This window comes from Rufibacter latericius (assembly GCF_003721515.1).
Classification (GTDB): Bacteria; Bacteroidota; Bacteroidia; order Cytophagales; family Hymenobacteraceae; genus Nibribacter; species Nibribacter latericius.
Window position 1 is genome coordinate 1 of the sequence record NZ_RJJD01000021.1, and the last position, 15,156, is coordinate 15,156.

General features: G+C 47.4%; 15 protein-coding genes. 14 read left to right on the plus strand and 1 reads right to left on the minus strand.

The window, feature by feature from the left end:
* Nucleotides 1-243 precede the first annotated feature (243 nt).
* The 8 genes from EFB08_RS19730 (at nt 244) to EFB08_RS19770 (ending at nt 4,774) form a co-directional block, all read left to right on the plus strand.
* A complete protein-coding gene (locus EFB08_RS19730; protein ID WP_123128707.1) occupies nt 244-789 on the plus strand; it encodes a hypothetical protein in 546 nt (181 codons plus the stop codon).
* Between the two features lie 227 nt (nt 790-1,016).
* Entirely contained in the window at nt 1,017-1,259 is a 243-nt protein-coding gene (locus tag EFB08_RS19740; RefSeq protein WP_123128709.1) for a hypothetical protein, read from the plus strand.
* Nucleotides 1,260-1,354: 95 nt separating this feature from the next.
* On the plus strand, nt 1,355-1,792 hold the full coding sequence (locus EFB08_RS19745) for a VOC family protein (protein WP_123128710.1): 438 nt from the start codon (nt 1,355-1,357) through the stop codon (nt 1,790-1,792).
* A 27-nt stretch (nt 1,793-1,819) separates the two neighbouring features.
* Nucleotides 1,820-2,212, plus strand: coding sequence for a DUF1801 domain-containing protein (locus EFB08_RS19750; protein ID WP_123128711.1), 393 nt, complete (start codon nt 1,820-1,822; stop codon nt 2,210-2,212).
* 1 nt (nt 2,213) lies between these two features.
* The gene (locus EFB08_RS19755) at nt 2,214-2,579 is read left to right on the plus strand and encodes a DUF2200 domain-containing protein (RefSeq protein WP_123128712.1); all 366 of its coding nucleotides are present in this window, start codon (nt 2,214-2,216) and stop codon (nt 2,577-2,579) included.
* A gap of 144 nt (nt 2,580-2,723) precedes the next feature.
* A complete protein-coding gene (locus EFB08_RS19760) occupies nt 2,724-3,080 on the plus strand; it encodes a DUF4180 domain-containing protein (protein ID WP_123128713.1) in 357 nt (118 codons plus the stop codon).
* A 944-nt stretch (nt 3,081-4,024) separates the two neighbouring features.
* A complete protein-coding gene (locus EFB08_RS19765; RefSeq protein WP_123128714.1) occupies nt 4,025-4,564 on the plus strand; it encodes a DUF2975 domain-containing protein in 540 nt (179 codons plus the stop codon).
* A 3-nt stretch (nt 4,565-4,567) separates the two neighbouring features.
* Nucleotides 4,568-4,774 (plus strand): helix-turn-helix domain-containing protein, encoded by a 207-nt coding sequence (locus tag EFB08_RS19770; RefSeq protein ID WP_123128715.1) that lies wholly within the window; start codon nt 4,568-4,570, stop codon nt 4,772-4,774.
* A gap of 114 nt (nt 4,775-4,888) precedes the next feature.
* On the opposite strand, the gene EFB08_RS19775 is transcribed toward EFB08_RS19770, so the two are convergent.
* Nucleotides 4,889-6,730, minus strand: a complete 1,842-nt coding sequence (locus tag EFB08_RS19775) for a glycoside hydrolase family 10 protein (protein WP_123128716.1) — start codon at nt 6,728-6,730, stop codon at nt 4,889-4,891.
* A 246-nt stretch (nt 6,731-6,976) separates the two neighbouring features.
* Between EFB08_RS19775 and EFB08_RS19780 the strand changes: the two genes are divergently transcribed.
* The 6 genes from EFB08_RS19780 to EFB08_RS19805 all read left to right on the plus strand — a co-directional run bounded on the left by EFB08_RS19780 (nt 6,977) and on the right by EFB08_RS19805 (nt 15,125).
* A complete protein-coding gene (locus EFB08_RS19780; RefSeq protein ID WP_123128717.1) occupies nt 6,977-7,804 on the plus strand; it encodes an ion transporter in 828 nt (275 codons plus the stop codon).
* 82 nt (nt 7,805-7,886) lie between these two features.
* Nucleotides 7,887-8,234 (plus strand): MmcQ/YjbR family DNA-binding protein, encoded by a 348-nt coding sequence (locus tag EFB08_RS19785; RefSeq protein ID WP_123129062.1) that lies wholly within the window; start codon nt 7,887-7,889, stop codon nt 8,232-8,234.
* Nucleotides 8,235-8,660: 426 nt separating this feature from the next.
* Nucleotides 8,661-11,087: a TonB-dependent receptor gene (locus EFB08_RS19790; RefSeq protein ID WP_123128718.1), complete on the plus strand. Its 2,427-nt coding sequence runs from the start codon at nt 8,661-8,663 to the stop codon at nt 11,085-11,087.
* Between the two features lie 606 nt (nt 11,088-11,693).
* Nucleotides 11,694-12,779: a 3-oxoacyl-ACP synthase III family protein gene (locus EFB08_RS19795; RefSeq protein ID WP_123128719.1), complete on the plus strand. Its 1,086-nt coding sequence runs from the start codon at nt 11,694-11,696 to the stop codon at nt 12,777-12,779.
* 38 nt (nt 12,780-12,817) lie between these two features.
* Nucleotides 12,818-13,963, plus strand: coding sequence for an FAD-dependent monooxygenase (locus tag EFB08_RS19800; RefSeq protein ID WP_123128720.1), 1,146 nt, complete (start codon nt 12,818-12,820; stop codon nt 13,961-13,963).
* A 274-nt stretch (nt 13,964-14,237) separates the two neighbouring features.
* Nucleotides 14,238-15,125, plus strand: a complete 888-nt coding sequence (locus EFB08_RS19805) for a DUF3822 family protein (protein WP_165864976.1) — start codon at nt 14,238-14,240, stop codon at nt 15,123-15,125.
* Nucleotides 15,126-15,156: the final 31 nt, after the last annotated feature.

The following is a 15,156-nucleotide window of genomic DNA, read 5'->3' on the forward strand; positions in this document are numbered from 1 at the left end:
AGGGCCTTATTGTATAATGAATCTTGTTCCTTCCTTTCTTCTCTTTTATACAAGTTAATTAGTTTTTGCAAACATAGGATTGTGTAAACACTATGCCACTGCCGACGGCTTTGCACATTTTTTACACTAGCCGGTTAGGTGGTATTAATAGAAAAATTATAATGCTTTTGAATTAAAGTATTAATGTGAAATAAATGAGTTTTTGGCATCCTTAGGTAGAAGCAAAAATTCATAATCAATAATATGAAGTATGTAATCTTAGTAATCTTAGGCGTTCCATTTTTATTATCTTGTGACAATATAACACAGAAAGAGAAATTAACAACAATAAAGAATAAATTCTCTATTACAGAAATAGATAATTCCAATAACCTTTTAATTCATTCAGCGAATTTTACAGGTGGTGTAATAATGGATAAGACTGTAGAAGGTAGATCAAATAGCTTTACACCAACAACAGAGGAAATTTTAATAGCAGAAGGTATCTTCAAAAAATGCCTATACATAGATAAAGTTGGATCAGATGGTATTACAATAGATACCACGAAAATTTTAGAACCTATGCGTTATATTAGGCAATACTTTGGTATTCTTGATTCAAGTGGGCAGAAGATTATCGGGTTCAACTGTTTTTATAGGCGGGTTCCACATTTAATGCAAGGATTCGATGGGGAGGAATATGATGGTTGGAAATATAAAGAGTTTATTATGAAGGATAAAGGCAATCTGTTTTTTCAAATTATAATAAACTTAGAAACAAAAGACTGTTCTAATTTCTGTGTAAATTAGAAATGTTAAAAGGTGATAAAAGGTTAAATATAAAAACACAACCCTACCACACCTATAACACACTAAAGCGTACCTTAGCCAAATCCGTTAGCCGTAATTACTTTATTATCAAAGTGTTCAACTTTACAGAAAAGCTCATTATAGAAGATGTTCATCTTTGGATGGACGGAGGATCGGTAACTCTGGTTATGCAAGACTAAAATTCTCAAACTTGCGAAATTGAGTTTGTGCAGAGAGCAACCTTAAAAAGATTTGACAACCTTCCCCGGCCAGGAAGCCTTCTGCTAAACAGAAAAGAAGTTGAAGTAAGGTCAGACCTTGAAAAGGAAATTTTGCTTGCAATTCAAGGAGCTGTGTTGGGAGCCGGAATTTCCCAAGATGAAAAATTCCTTCTGAAAAGGGCCATAGAAGACTGTGTTGATTTTACTAAATCAGAACACTACATAAAATTAGCCCAAACACTTAAATAAAAATAATTTAGAAACCAAGATTACGTAAAGCTTTTGGTTATGGGTGTCTTGAATAAGGTTAGTTAAACATAAAAATCAAGTCACAATTTTAAATTATGGCGAATATCAACCCACACATTAATTTCAACGGAAATGCAGAAGAAGCATTCAACTTTTACAGATCAGTATTTGGCGGAGAATTCGCCAGAATAATGCGTTTCAAAGATTTAGCAAGCGCTGAATTCCCAGTAGCAGATCATGAAAAGGATAAAATCATGCACATTGCTTTACCCATAGGCAAAAGTGTCTTGATGGCCAATGATGTACCTGAAGTACTGGGGCGAACAAACGAAAATGAGAACAGAAGCAAAATTGTGATTAGTGCTGAAAGCAAAGAAGAAGCCGACAAACTATTCCATGGACTCTCAGCAGGCGGGCAAATTGAAATGCCTATTTCTGATAGCCCTTGGGGCTCTTATTTTGGTATGTTCAGAGACAAATATGGTATTGAATGGATGGTAGACTTTGACCCAAACCATAAGGGACAAATATAGCAGAGGAGCCACCCAAAGATAACCACCATGAAAGAGGAAATACAGGCTTATCACCACAGTCAATCAGCGGCCGACCAGGAAATCTGTGACTTTCTGGCAAGGGTTATTGATGCCGAACTGACCGATGACGAAAGCAAAATCTGGCACGCCCACCCGGTATGGTTTCTGGACGGCAACCCTATTGTTGGGTACAGCAAACTGAAGGGCGGCGTCCGGCTCATGTTCTGGAGCGGCGCAGATTTCGGGGAAGAGCAGCTGAAGGCGGGCACCGGCAAGTTCAAAGATGCCTCCATCACCTATACCTCAGTTGAGAAGGTGGAGGTAGCCGCGGTAAAGAACTGGTTGAAGAAAGCAAGGGAGATTCAGTGGGACTACAAAAACCTGGTGAAAAGAAAAGGAAAACTGGAAGGATTGAAATAGCATGAAAACAACGCCCGAGCACGATGCCAGAATGGCCAGCATGACCTTTGCCTCGGTTTATCCGCACTATGTCACCAAAGTGGAGCGCAAAGGCCGCACCAAAGAAGAACTGCACCAAGCCATCCAGTGGCTCACGGGGTATGATGACCAAAAGCTGCAGGAAATGATGGACGAAAAAGTCACGTTTGAGACCTTCTTCCAGGAAGCCAACCTGAACCCCTACGCCCACCTGATTACCGGCACCATCTGCGGCTATAGAATTGAGGAAATTGAAAACCCATTGACCCAACAAGTCCGGTACCTGGACAAACTGGTAGACGAACTAGCCAAAGGCAAAAAGCTGGAGAAGATTCTGCGAAAGGCATAACCCAAGCCGTTGAAGATGAAAAACGAATCCCGGCTTCCTTAAAAACATTCGCATGCAGTTCAAGACACTGTCACTACTGCTCTGAACATCTAACGAACTTAAGACACCAATACCAACCTGTTCCCTCCTACCGCTACACAAGACATGAACATCATCCCTAAGGAAATACAAGGCGTGCCGTATGCTTTGCTGGAATCTGATGCCATCGAAATTCATACGGTGCAGGACGCGATAGACCTTATAGGTAACAGCGGCTACCAGGGAGCGCAAAAGGTAATCGTAAGAAAAGAGAACCTGCACCCCGATTTTTTTGACCTTAAAACCAAACTGGCGGGCGAAATTCTGCAGAAGTTCTCTAACTACCAGATGCAGTTAGCCATTGTAGGAGACTTCACGCAGTACACCAGCCATAGCCTCCAGGATTTCATGCAGGAAAGCAACAAACAGGGCCGTATCAACTTTGTGGGCACTTTAGAAGAAGCACAGGAGAAATTAGCCTAACTAAGCGTCTAATACCTATTCCTAAAACAAGTTCTTACCCCAAAGGAAGCAAGAGAAAAGATCATCCGGCAGTATATTGACGCTTAAACTACGTTTGACTTTGAAAGAATACTTCTGGACTTTGATCCGGAAATATGGTTTTAGAACCTTTTAAACGGAGAACCTAACCTTACCTTGAACGGGCCGGGCAGCCTCCATTGCACAAGCCGAAGCTGCCTAGAACTTGTTCCTGGAAAGAACGCCAACCATCAACTCCTTCACCCATCATCCAGATACCATCGAGGTAGAGATAGCCTACTAAGGCATTTTAGCGGTAGATTTTTTAAACGGGCTCCGAAAAGGCCATAGGCTACAACTTGCCGGGAAATCCATTTTCCGGTTTTCAGGAGAGAAAATTGTTCAGTAATTTGATATGTGTTGAGGCAAACGGCGATGGCGTTTGTTTACAGCTTTTCTTGTTTGCCCACAAGGTCCTTTCAGGATGACAAAAGGAACGTTTTTTAGCCTTCCATTACCTCTGAAAACACCCTACGACGGACTCCTCCTCCCTTGAAGTACTTTTTCATGAAGTATTTCAAGTACCTCATTTAGCATTTCTGATCTTTCTGCCGGTTAATCTGCATTTGACCTCTTAGCCCATCCGCATCTGGAATTGTGTAGAGGAACTGCCTCAAGTATAATAAACTGTACTACCTGCTCTCCTGTGTACCCCCCCCTTTTTATCTCTACTAAAAGGTAAAAATCTCTACCACAGGAATGTAGTCGCCATTCCGGAGTTCACATTAAATAAATAGAATAGCCTTCCAGACCATCTCCAGATGCTTTACTGTTATTGAACGCAGCCAGCATTTAGGCCTCTACTTCATCTAAAATTTTCTATTTTATTTATTGTATTTCAATAAATATTTATTGATTTTTACTTTATACTTTAAAAGCAAATAAAGATGAAGACAAAAACGAATCTGATTCTCTCTACCGTGAACGTATTGTTTTGGATTGTGTACATTGGTCTGTGCATCAAAACCGGAGCCATCCTGATTTCCTTTTTGGTGAGCCTTTTTGTAAGTCCCCAAGGCGCCCAGGACCTGCATTTAGGGCTGGATCTTTCTGAACTCCTGCGCTACAGCAAGCAGTATTACATTTCCATGGTATCGCTCATTATTGTGCTTTCCGCGTTGAAGGCGCACATGGCGTATTTGGTTATTCGGGTGTTTATGAAAATAGATCCCCTGCACCCTTTCAACGCAACCGCTTCAGGCCTCATTACCACCATCAGCGAGGTGGCTTTAGGGAGTGGCATTCTGGCAATTATCTGTAATGCGTACGCCAAATGGCTGACTAAAATGCCCGTCGACCTTCAGAACCTCACGCCCTATCTGGACAATGGAGGGGAATTCCTGTTTTTGGCCGGAATTATCTTTGTTATTGCCCAGATTTTCAAAAAAGGGGTAGAAATCCAATCTGAAAATGAACTGACTATTTAAGCTATGCCTATTATCGTAAATCTGGACGTGATGATGGCAAAGCGGAAAATGTCACTCAACGAACTCTCCGAAAAAGTGGGCTTAACGCTGGCGAACCTCTCCATCCTGAAAACGGGAAAAGCAAAAGCCATCCGGTTCAGTACCCTTGAATCCATTTGCAAAGTATTAGAATGCCAACCCGCTGATATTTTAGAATACAGAGAAGGATAATCACTTCTTTTCCGAAACTACCAAATCACAAAGCGTCTGGTGAAAACGAGGGCCTTGCCCCTCCTTTTCACCAGACGCTTTGTGATTTTGCCCAAGGTTACTTCAGAAACTTCTTTAGTTGAACACCACCTTCTGCACGCTTCTTTTATCGCCGTACTCCAGAACCAGCATGTAGGTACCGGGGGCTAATTTGCCTCTGGGGATAGACAACGTGTGTTTACCGGCTTTGTATTTCTCTTTCAGGACGCGGGTTTTCTTTTTGCGATCCATGGTGTATAGGTCTGCTTTCACGCCTGATTTCTTCTGTAGGGTGATGGCTACATAGACATTGCCGGAGGTGGAAGTGGTGGGTACTCCCGAGGCAGAAAGGGTTTCTGTTCCTCCTTCCTGGGTTTGCTCTGTAACCTGCTCCACAGTTAAAATGGGCTTGTCCTGCTGCGCCAATACCGGAACAGCACTTCCCAAGGCCACTACATTGCTTAACTCGCTTTCCTGATTTGAGGGGCTAATCTCAGAAACACCCCAAAATGAAGTGGGTGACGGTACCTCAGAAGCAGGGATGGTCACCGTTTCAGTAGAGGTGAATGCCCGAACCGATCCGTCTGGAATGAGGGCTCCGGTGGCGGGCATGGAGGAAGTGGTATAGAGTACATACCGCTTAAACGAATGGGTATTCTGGGCGCTCCTGGCCCAGCGTACGTCATAGGTACCGGCGGCTTCGTTGAGGGTCACCGTCAAACCTGTGGGGGCAGCGGGGGCTATCCCGGTCATCCAGTTCATGGCCGGAGGGGCGGCTGGTAACCGGAAGGTTGCGGCTTTGAAAGAAGTAGAAATCAGGTTGGAGTTGTTGAGCAGGTTGGCAGCCCGGAAGATGACACTGCCCAAGGCATTCTTCTGTTGGTTAGAGCGGGAGATCTCTATCTGGTGCGGCACTTCTTCGGGGGTAAATCCGGTTTGCACCACAATGTGGCCTGGGTAGAGGTGGCGGGAGGCGTTGGCGGCTTTGTCTGACCACCAGTACAATAGTTTCCGGTAATCCTGACGGCCGCCTATGGCCCAGTAAAGCTGTGGAGTCAGGTAATCTACATAGTGGTTGTCCAGCCAGTGCAGCGCATCGGCGTAGATGGCATTGTAGGCATCCATACCCGATATTCCGGCAGGTTCCCCGTTTCTCCAGATCCCGAAAGGGCTTACCCCAAACCGTACCTGGGGCTTCAGTTCTTTGATCTGGGCATGCACCAACCGCATGGTTTCGTTTACGTTGTGGCGGCGCCAGTCTTTAATATTGGCAAATCCGGCGCCGTACTGCTGAAAAGTTTGAGCATCTTCATTCGCGATTCCCATAAAAGTCCCCTCCGGGTACGGGTAGAAATAATCATCGAAATGGACTCCGTCAATGGCGTAATTTTGGGTCACTTCTTTGATCAGAGAGGCAATGTATTGGCGCACTTCGGGCAGACCGGGGTTCAGGATCTTCTTCCCGTTAGGGAAACTCAGGAGCCACTCGGGCCTTGACTTTGACACATGCTGGGCACTGTACACAGCCGGGTTGTTCACCGTACTTACCCGGTAGGGGTTCAGCCAGGCGTGTAGTTCCAGTCCACGGGCGTGGGCTTCCTCAATGGCGAAGGCCAAGGGGTCATAGCCGGGGTCTTTCCCCTGGGTACCGGTCAGGAAACGGGACCACGGCTCCTGGCTGGAGCGGTAAAAGGCATCACATTCCGTCCTGATCTGGAAAAACACCACGTTCAGGTTCGCTTCCTTGATCTTATCCAACATCAGGCGGAGGGCCGCTTTCTGGCTCTCTGGGGATGCTCCCCGCACCGGCCAGTCCAGGTTAGCTACGGTGGCCACCCATACTCCCCTGAACTCGCGGTTAGGCAGCTCTTGGGCAGAAACAAAATGGAAGGAAAGGAGAAGGGCAAGCGCAAGAAGGTGACAAAGGTGCTTCAGCATAAGCGGTAAAGGAGGTTGGAGCCGGGCTTAGTTTCTGGGAAATGTTCTACAAAGGTAAAGATTAGGCAGTTAAATACAGGACTCTCCCCAAATTTTCCCGATCTCCTCCCCTTTCAGGCCCGCCCGTAAAGCGTCCTTCCTTTTATCTGAAGAAATAAGGCTTGGTTTACGTTCAACTATGCGGCATTTTCATTTTCTTGTACCTTATTACCTTTGTTCCTTACCTGATTCAAAAGCTTCTACTTCATGGGAAATGCCGCGCTGAGGAGAAAGATCTACATAATCATCCATGGCACCGATACACCCGCCGGCCGAAGGTTTGACGTGGTCCTGCTTTGGATGATCCTCCTTTCTACCCTCACGGTTTGTCTGGAAAGTGTTCCTTCCTACCGGAATCAAGCAAGTTTCTTATTCAGGGTATTGGAATGGATTTTCACCATCACATTTTCCCTGGAATACATTTTGCGCGTGTACAGCAACCCCAGGCCGTTGAAATACATGTTCAGTTTCTTCGGGATTATTGATTTTCTCTCGGTGATTCCTACTTTCCTAGTATTCCTCCTCCCCAGCATCCGGTACATTGTGGCCATCAGGATTCTGCGGTTACTGCGCGTTTTCCGGATTTTGAAGCTAACCAGTTACATTGAAAATGCCCAGATCATCAAGAGCGCACTGGCGGCCAGTATGCAGAAGATCACGGTTTTCATATTCACCGTCTGTAGCCTGGTGCTGGTCATCGGGACGTTGATCTACGTGATAGAAGGGGAAGAAAATGGGTTCACCAGTATTCCGCAGAGCATCTACTGGGCCATTGTCACCATTACCACCGTGGGGTACGGAGACATCACCCCGAAGACCGCTGTGGGGCAGGTGATTTCCTCCCTGGTCATGCTGATGGGCTACGCCATCATTGCGGTTCCCACGGGGATTGTCACGGTAGAATTGTCCAAGGTGAAACCTTCCGGAACGAATGCTTCGGAGCCCGGTATTGTCTGTGGGAATTGTGCCAGAGAAGTCCGGCCAACCGATAACTATTGCTCTAATTGTGGGCACCAGTTGGTGAACCTGAAGTAAGCTGCCGCAATTTATGCTCTGTTTTTCAGAAAGTGCCCTAAAACAGGTGTATCTTCCCGTTTTAGAATCTGAACAGACGCACATGAACCTCGAAATCCTACGCACCCTTTGCCTCTCCTTCCCCGCCGTTACCGAAGACATAAAATGGGAACACGACCTTTGCTTTTCCATTGGGGGCAAGATGTTCTGCGTAGCCAGCATGGAGCCGCCGCTTACCTTTTCCATGAAAGTTACCGATGAAGAAATTGAGGAACTGATTGCCGTTCCGGGCATCATTCCGGCTCCTTACCTGGCCAGATACAAATGGGTTTTGTTAGAGAACCCACAGGCCTTACCTCTGGATAGAATTGAAAAACTGGTTAATCAGTCTTACCAAATGATTTTAGGCAAACTTCCTAAAAAGGAGCTGAAAGCCGCTGGCCTTCTTTAAGGTTGGTGTAACCCTTTTTAATACTTACCAGGCCTTAAATCTTTTTACAGCACTTCTCCTCTTCTTTTCTTCCTCTATTTACTTAACCTCTCCTGTGAAAGCCTCTTACCACGATGTTTTCACAGGAGAGGTTTGTCTTTTACTCTTCATTGAAGCAAAAAACCATCCTGAGGTTTTCACCTTATCATCCTTGTACTATATAAGTATCTCTTTTTCAGCTTTGAGGCCATGTTAGAGGTCAATCTTATCGGATGTTTAATTCATCCTTCTTTGGTTTTTGGCTATGATTCCTTTTTCGGGCTCAAAACAACCCATCTTCAGCGAAGATAAAATTTCCTGAATATTTCGGGAACTTATTTGGAATGTTTCTAAACAGGTGCTTAGTTTGTGTCACTTTAGAATCAGTCTAAATAAAAAAAACAAAGGATGACTAACATCTACCACTCTCCCAGATTCGCTTTCAGCTCTATATTCTTTGCCCTTCTACTCTGTTCTTCCCTGGCATTTGCCCAAAACGGAGGAGTACGTGGACGCATCACCACGCCGGATGGTGAACCCGCAGCATATGTAAGCGTGGTTTTAAAAGAACTGGAAAAAACCACCATCACCTCAGAAGAAGGAGTCTTTTTCTTCCGCAACGTTCCTTTTGGAACCTACACTTTGCAGGCTACTTTCATGGGTTTCCAAGTAGAAGAGCAACAGGTTCAGATTTCCTCAGAAAGAACCCAGATTCAAGACATCACCTTGACCAGAACCAACCAACGTTTAGGTGAAGTAGTGGTAACCGGAAGACAGACCTTGAATGAAAAACCGCTGAGTGTAGGCAAGGTGCCCATTAAACCCCTGGATCTGCCCCAAAGCGTTACCATCATTGGCGGCGAAGTGCTGGAAAGACAGCAAGCGCAGGTGCTAAGCGAGGTGCTGCAGAACGTAAACGGTGTATACTTGTCAGGAACTACCGGCGGGACCCAGGAAGAGATCTCGGGCCGGGGCTTTTCCTTCAGCAGCAGCAATACCTTTAAAAACGGTGCCCGTTACAACAACACTATCATGCCCGAAACCTCCGGACTGGAGCGTGTGGAAGTAATGAAAGGCAGCAACGCTATCTTGTTCGGGAACGTGGCCGCAGGCGGGGTCCTGAACCTGGTGACCAAGAAGCCTCGGTTTGAAAGTGGCGGAGAGGTGAGCATGCGCGTTGGTTCCTATGATTATTACAAGCCTTCTTTGGACGTGTATGGCGCCATCAACAACAGTGACAAGGTCGCTTACCGTCTGAACACCACTTACCTGAACGCCGGAAGTTTCCGGGATGGCGTAAAGGCCGAGCGGTTCTACATCAACCCTTCCCTGCTGGTGAAAGCCGGTGCCAAAACCGACATTTTGCTGGAGGGAGATTACCTGAAAGATACCCGCACGCCCGACTTCGGGGTGGGCGCTATCAACTACGCCATTGCCCAGGTGCCAAGAAGCCGGTTTTTAGGGGTTTCGTTCGCCGAGAACAACGTGGAGCAGAAAAGCGCCATGGCTACCATCACCCATCGGTTTAACCAAAACTGGGAAATCAGAAGCACCAGCTCTTTCCAGAACTACAACGCCGCCCAAATCAGCACCACTAGACCCACGTCCTTCGTGCCATTCAAAGATCCGGTGACCGGAGTGACAAGCTTCAACGGTGATTTAGCCCGAAGCCTGCAACAAAGCGCCACCGACGAGAAATACTACCTGACCCAGTTAGACCTCACCGGCAAATTCAAAACCGGTTTCATTGAACACTCCTTATTAGTGGGTGCCGATGCCGACAAGTATGACACCGAATCTCCGGCGTTCATCACCCAGGCCTATGACACCATAAACATCTACGACCTGAACAAATTTGAACCCGAAGCCAACATTCCTGCCTTAGGTAGAAGAACATATGACACCAAAAACCTCACCAGCCGTGTTGGGGTGTATGTACAGGATTTGCTGTCGCTCTCAGAGAAATGGAAAGTGTTGGCTGGTTTACGCTACAGTGCCATTGACGTGGAAGGCGAAGGCAACACCGTAGTAAACAGAGAGGACACCCGTACTACCACCTCCACCTATGATTACGCCTTCAGCCCTAGAGCCGGGGTAGTGTTTCAGCCCACCAGCAACATGTCTATCTTCGCCAGTTACGCCAACTCCTTTGCGCCTAACACCGGCACTGACATCTACAACCAGCCTCTGGACCCTTCCATCACCGATCAGTACGAAATAGGCATTAAGAACGAGCTCTTCAAAGGACTTCTTTCCGCCAACTTAACCGCCTACCAGATCCGGAACAGCGCCTCGCCCCAGACCGCCCTTTTCACCGCCGACGGCAAGCCAAACAGCAACAACACCATCAAAGAACTGGCCGGGGAAATCACCAGCAAAGGCGTGGAACTGGACCTGATGAGCAAAAGCATTAATGGTTGGTCTTTCATTGGGGGTTACAGCTACAATGACACCCGTTACACCAAAAGCAACATCTACGCGAAGAACGACCGACTGCGCTATAACCCGGCCCATACCGCCAATGCCAGCGTGTACTACTCCTTCCAGAACGCCAGCCTGAGCGGCCTTAACCTGGGTCTAAGTTCCTTCTACGCCGGAGATCGTTTTGCGGGCCGTAACACTCGTCTCACCATCCAGAACGATGCTTACCGTTTGATAGATCTACCAGACTACTTCCTCTTTGATGCGCACGTTGGATACAATTTGCAGCGCTTGTCGCTGCGCCTGAAAATGACCAATCTTCTAAACAAACTCTCCTACAACGCCCACGACGATAACAGCATCAACCCTATTGCTCCGCGGCAGTTCATGGCAACCATATCTTATAAGCTGTAAACTAAAAGCAGATCGGCGCCGCTTCCCAGTGGCGCCGATCTGCTTTTAGTTAAAATGGTAACCAGCACTTACTACTGTTGAGACCCACTTCTTCTCCATAGGTTTTCTATTTTGGGGCTCTTTTTTGAATACCTGCCAGAAAACTAGTTTATTCGTATTGACTTCGGCGTACCCTATTTTCGTATAACCTTTATTTAAGAGGATGTCTAACTGGAAAAAAGGTCTAAAGAGACTTGGCATTGCGGGTTTTTTGTTTTTCCTGATCAAAGGCTTGATCTGGCTCTTTATTATTTTCGGCGGCGCCAAGCTTATCTTTGATTAACCAGGCAATTCATCTTCACTGGGTCTGACTTCAGGTATTATCTGCGCTTCGAAGGTTGAACTTTCGGGCTTTCTGTTTTAATCTCTTTTCCAAAAATCGGCTGCAAAACGCAGAACCGCTGTCTCCTTCCCTGTTTCTTTAGAGAGCAATTTCTTGCCCGAAGATTATTGCGCAAATTCCGCTGAAGGATTAAAGAACCTAATTTCTTATCTTGGCAAGCTTTCTCCTTCAAACGCTGAGGCAATACCTTCAAATTCTTAGAATAGCTTACCCCAATCACCTTTATGCCATCGCTCTCACTTTCCACTGTGATCACGGGTTCAGGAAGATTCCTTCCTACCCAGGTTGTTTCAAATGATGACTTTCTGGAGAATGTCTTTTTCGATGCTTCCGGAAAAAAACTGATCCACGACAACGACGTTATCATTCAAAAATTCAAGCAGATTACCGGCATTCAGGAACGAAGGTACGCCACCCCCGAGATGGTCACTTCAGACCTTGGTTTTCTGGCCGCCCAGGAAGCCATCCAGAATGCGGGCATTGATCCTGAGACCCTGGACTATATAATCGTAGCCCATAATTTCGGCGATGTAAAAGCCACATCCAGTCGGGTAGACATGATGCCGCCGCTTGCTTCGCGCATCAAACACAAACTGCAGATTGCCAACCCGTATACCGTCGCCTATGACCTGCCCTTCGGGTGCCCGGGCTGGTTGCAAGGCATCATTCAGGCGCATTACTTTTTGCAATCAGGCGACGCCAAAAGAATTTTGGTCATTGGGGCCGAGACCTTGTCACGCGTAACCGATGCCCATGACCGCGACAGCATGATCTATTCAGATGGGGCGGGCGCGGTGATACTGGAGGCGCGGGCCGGAGAATCTAAAAACGGACTCCTCCAACACCTCACCGTATCTGACACCCTAACCCAGACGTTCTGGCTGAACTCCTCTCCTTCCTACAACCCCGAGGTGCCCCAGGAAGATCTTTACATCAAGATGGATGGACGCAAGATTTATGAATATGCCCTTAAAACGGTTCCGCAGTTGATCAAAGACTGCCTTGACAAAGCGAATATTCCTTTATCTGCGATCAAAAAGGTTTTGATCCACCAAGCCAACGAAAAGATGGACGAGGCCATGCTGGAGCGCCTCTTCAAGCTGTATGGCCAGGACCACATTCCGGAAGACATCATGCCCATGACCATTTCTACGTTAGGCAATAACTCCGTGGCCACCCTTCCAGTTTTGTATGACATTATCGCGCGGGGTGAGCTTTCGGGCCATTCCTTAGAAAGCGGCGATGCCGTGGTGTTTGCCTCAGTGGGTGCCGGTATGAACGCCAATGCAGTCATCTACCGTATTCCCTAACCCGAGATACAAACTATCAGGAAGAGAATTCAGCAGGAATGGGAAATAGGAAGATCGGGATTATTGGGGGCGGAATAGCGGGGCTGACCACGGCCATTGCTTTGCAGCATCTTGGCATTGAGGCCCACGTTTATGACGCCGCTCCCCGGTTTGAGCCTGTGGGTGCCGGTTTGGCCCTTGCTGCCAACGCCATCAAAGGATTCCAGCGGCTGAACATTGCCGAAGAAGTGATGGCCGAAGGCAATTGCCTGGACGGTTTCCACATCTTTGACGCCGAAGGCAAACTCATCAACCGCACCGATAGTAGAGCCATCAGTGACAAGTACGGCTTAGACAACTTCGTCATTCATCGGGCGGCACTGCACCAGGTTTTGGTGAGGCAACTGCCAGAGAATACCCTGCACGCGAACAAACGCGCCGTTCGTACCTCTTCTTCCCAAGAAGGGATCACTGTTCAATTTCAGGACGGGGACCACCTCCTCTTTGATTACCTGCTGGTGGCGGACGGAATAAATTCAAACATCAGGAAACAGTTGCTGCCACAGTCTCAACCAAGATACGCGGGCTACACCTGCTGGCGTGCCGTCATCGAGAACCCCGGGCTGGAAAGCATCTACGCCTCTGAGACCTGGGGTAAAGCTGGCCGGGTGGGTTGGACTCCGCTGAAGGGAAACAAAATCTACTGGTTTGCCTGCATCAATGCCCCGGAGAATGACCCCAGGATGAAGGACATGCAGGTAGAAGACCTGGTTCGCCATTTCGGGCAGTACCATGCCCCCATTCCGGATTTATTCCGTCATACCCAACCAGACCAACTGCTCTGGCACGACCTCTATGATCTGGCACCCCTGCCCCAATTCGCGTTTCCCAACATCCTCCTCCTGGGCGATGCCGGACACGCCACTACCCCTAACATGGGCCAAGGAGCTTGCCAGGCCGTGGAAGACGCCGTGGTATTCGCCGATGAGCTGAAAAAGGATTACGATTTCCCTCTGGCTGCCCAACGGTTTGAGAAACGACGTATGCCGCGCACCCAATGGATTACCCGCCAATCAAGGTTCCTGGGTGAGGTTGCCCAATCTCAAAATCCTGTTTACATGAAAGCCCGCAATTTCGCCCTGAGGCACCTGCCCACCTGGATCAATGACAAACAACTGGAGAAAATCTATTCCGTTGATTTCTGATTTTCCTTTCTACACGACTAGGTAATAAGTCCATTTTAGGGGTATTCTCAGCAAAACGGTCTCAAAGAAGAATCTCCTTGTCAAAGCATCTTTGTATCTTCAAAAGAAAAGGGTAAAGCATCCTCCCTCCAGTGTTTAGGGCAGCAACATTTTGCAATAGTTTGGCCTATCGAGGTAGTGAATGGCTTCTAATCTGCAGCAATCTGCGGGTGCTTCATGGGGAGTAGGTTTTAATTCAGTAATATTGTAGTTACGTTTCATTAAACTTCAACCCTTGACTACGTCCGTGCCGGCTTTCAGACAGACGCAACGCGTCATTGATGACGCTTTTGACCCTAGCTATAGTGCCAGCGCTCACCTATACATCAGTTTTGGGGCCCATCGGATTCGTTTGGGAGTGTTGGATGCTCAACGAAACAAGTTTGTGGCTTTGGAAGACTACGAGGCCGAAAGGCCTTCTACCGTTGAAAACGCCATTACCTTTTTGAAATCCCTGGGTTCTACCAGCGGCCTGCTGCAGGAAAGAACATGGCAGCAAGTTCGCATCGGGATTAAGAACCAGCAGTTCACCCTTATTCCAGAGGCCTTATTTGATCTTAATGCCCGCGAAGAGTACCTGAAACTCAATGCAGTGGTAGATACTGAGCAGGAGCGCATCCACCATCATGAGCACCCCAGGTTAGAGTTGATCAATGTGTTCACCGTGCCGGCCTCCCTTCAAGCCTGGACCGAACCGCAGTTCCAAAGCAGTCCGGTGGAGTTTGTGCACCAGACCTCTGCCCTGATGGAAGGAACCCTGCACATGGCAGAGCGCAGCACCCGTCCGCACCTCTTCATCTACGTAGACAAAAACTATGTAACGCTGGTGGTACTGCAGGGCCTCAAGCTGGAGTTCTGCAACTCTTTCTTCTTCACTTCCTCAGAAGATTTTATCTACTACGTGTTGTTTGTTCTCCAGGAAAAGAAAATGAACCCCGACCAGGACCCGGTGACGGTTTGGGGTGAACTGCTCCTGGACTCTGAACTCCACGAAATCCTGCGGACCTATATCCGGCACGTGCAGTTCGGGAAAAAGCCCACCGGTGTAGGATTCAGCTATCGTTTTGATACCCTCTTCAATCACCAGAACTTTGACCTGTACAGTCTCCACTTCTGCGACTAAATTTATTTAGAGATTGCATGATTGAGTGATT

What these genes read in the sequence shown, in the direction of transcription:
- EFB08_RS19785 (WP_123129062.1), top strand. Translation starts at nt 7,887, where the DNA reads ATGAACCTCGAAATCCTACGCACCCTTTGCCTCTCCTTCCCCGCCGTT.
- EFB08_RS19750 (WP_123128711.1), top strand. Translation starts at nt 1,820, where the DNA reads ATGAAAGAGGAAATACAGGCTTATCACCACAGTCAATCAGCGGCCGAC.
- EFB08_RS19795 (WP_123128719.1), top strand. Translation starts at nt 11,694, where the DNA reads ATGCCATCGCTCTCACTTTCCACTGTGATCACGGGTTCAGGAAGATTC.
- EFB08_RS19755 (WP_123128712.1), top strand. Translation starts at nt 2,214, where the DNA reads ATGAAAACAACGCCCGAGCACGATGCCAGAATGGCCAGCATGACCTTT.
- EFB08_RS19780 (WP_123128717.1), top strand. Translation starts at nt 6,977, where the DNA reads ATGGGAAATGCCGCGCTGAGGAGAAAGATCTACATAATCATCCATGGC.
- EFB08_RS19790 (WP_123128718.1), top strand. Translation starts at nt 8,661, where the DNA reads ATGACTAACATCTACCACTCTCCCAGATTCGCTTTCAGCTCTATATTC.
- EFB08_RS19730 (WP_123128707.1), top strand. Translation starts at nt 244, where the DNA reads ATGAAGTATGTAATCTTAGTAATCTTAGGCGTTCCATTTTTATTATCT.
- EFB08_RS19770 (WP_123128715.1), top strand. Translation starts at nt 4,568, where the DNA reads ATGCCTATTATCGTAAATCTGGACGTGATGATGGCAAAGCGGAAAATG.
- EFB08_RS19745 (WP_123128710.1), top strand. Translation starts at nt 1,355, where the DNA reads ATGGCGAATATCAACCCACACATTAATTTCAACGGAAATGCAGAAGAA.
- EFB08_RS19800 (WP_123128720.1), top strand. Translation starts at nt 12,818, where the DNA reads ATGGGAAATAGGAAGATCGGGATTATTGGGGGCGGAATAGCGGGGCTG.
- EFB08_RS19765 (WP_123128714.1), top strand. Translation starts at nt 4,025, where the DNA reads ATGAAGACAAAAACGAATCTGATTCTCTCTACCGTGAACGTATTGTTT.
- EFB08_RS19760 (WP_123128713.1), top strand. Translation starts at nt 2,724, where the DNA reads ATGAACATCATCCCTAAGGAAATACAAGGCGTGCCGTATGCTTTGCTG.
- EFB08_RS19775 (WP_123128716.1), bottom strand. Translation starts at nt 6,730, where the DNA reads ATGCTGAAGCACCTTTGTCACCTTCTTGCGCTTGCCCTTCTCCTTTCC.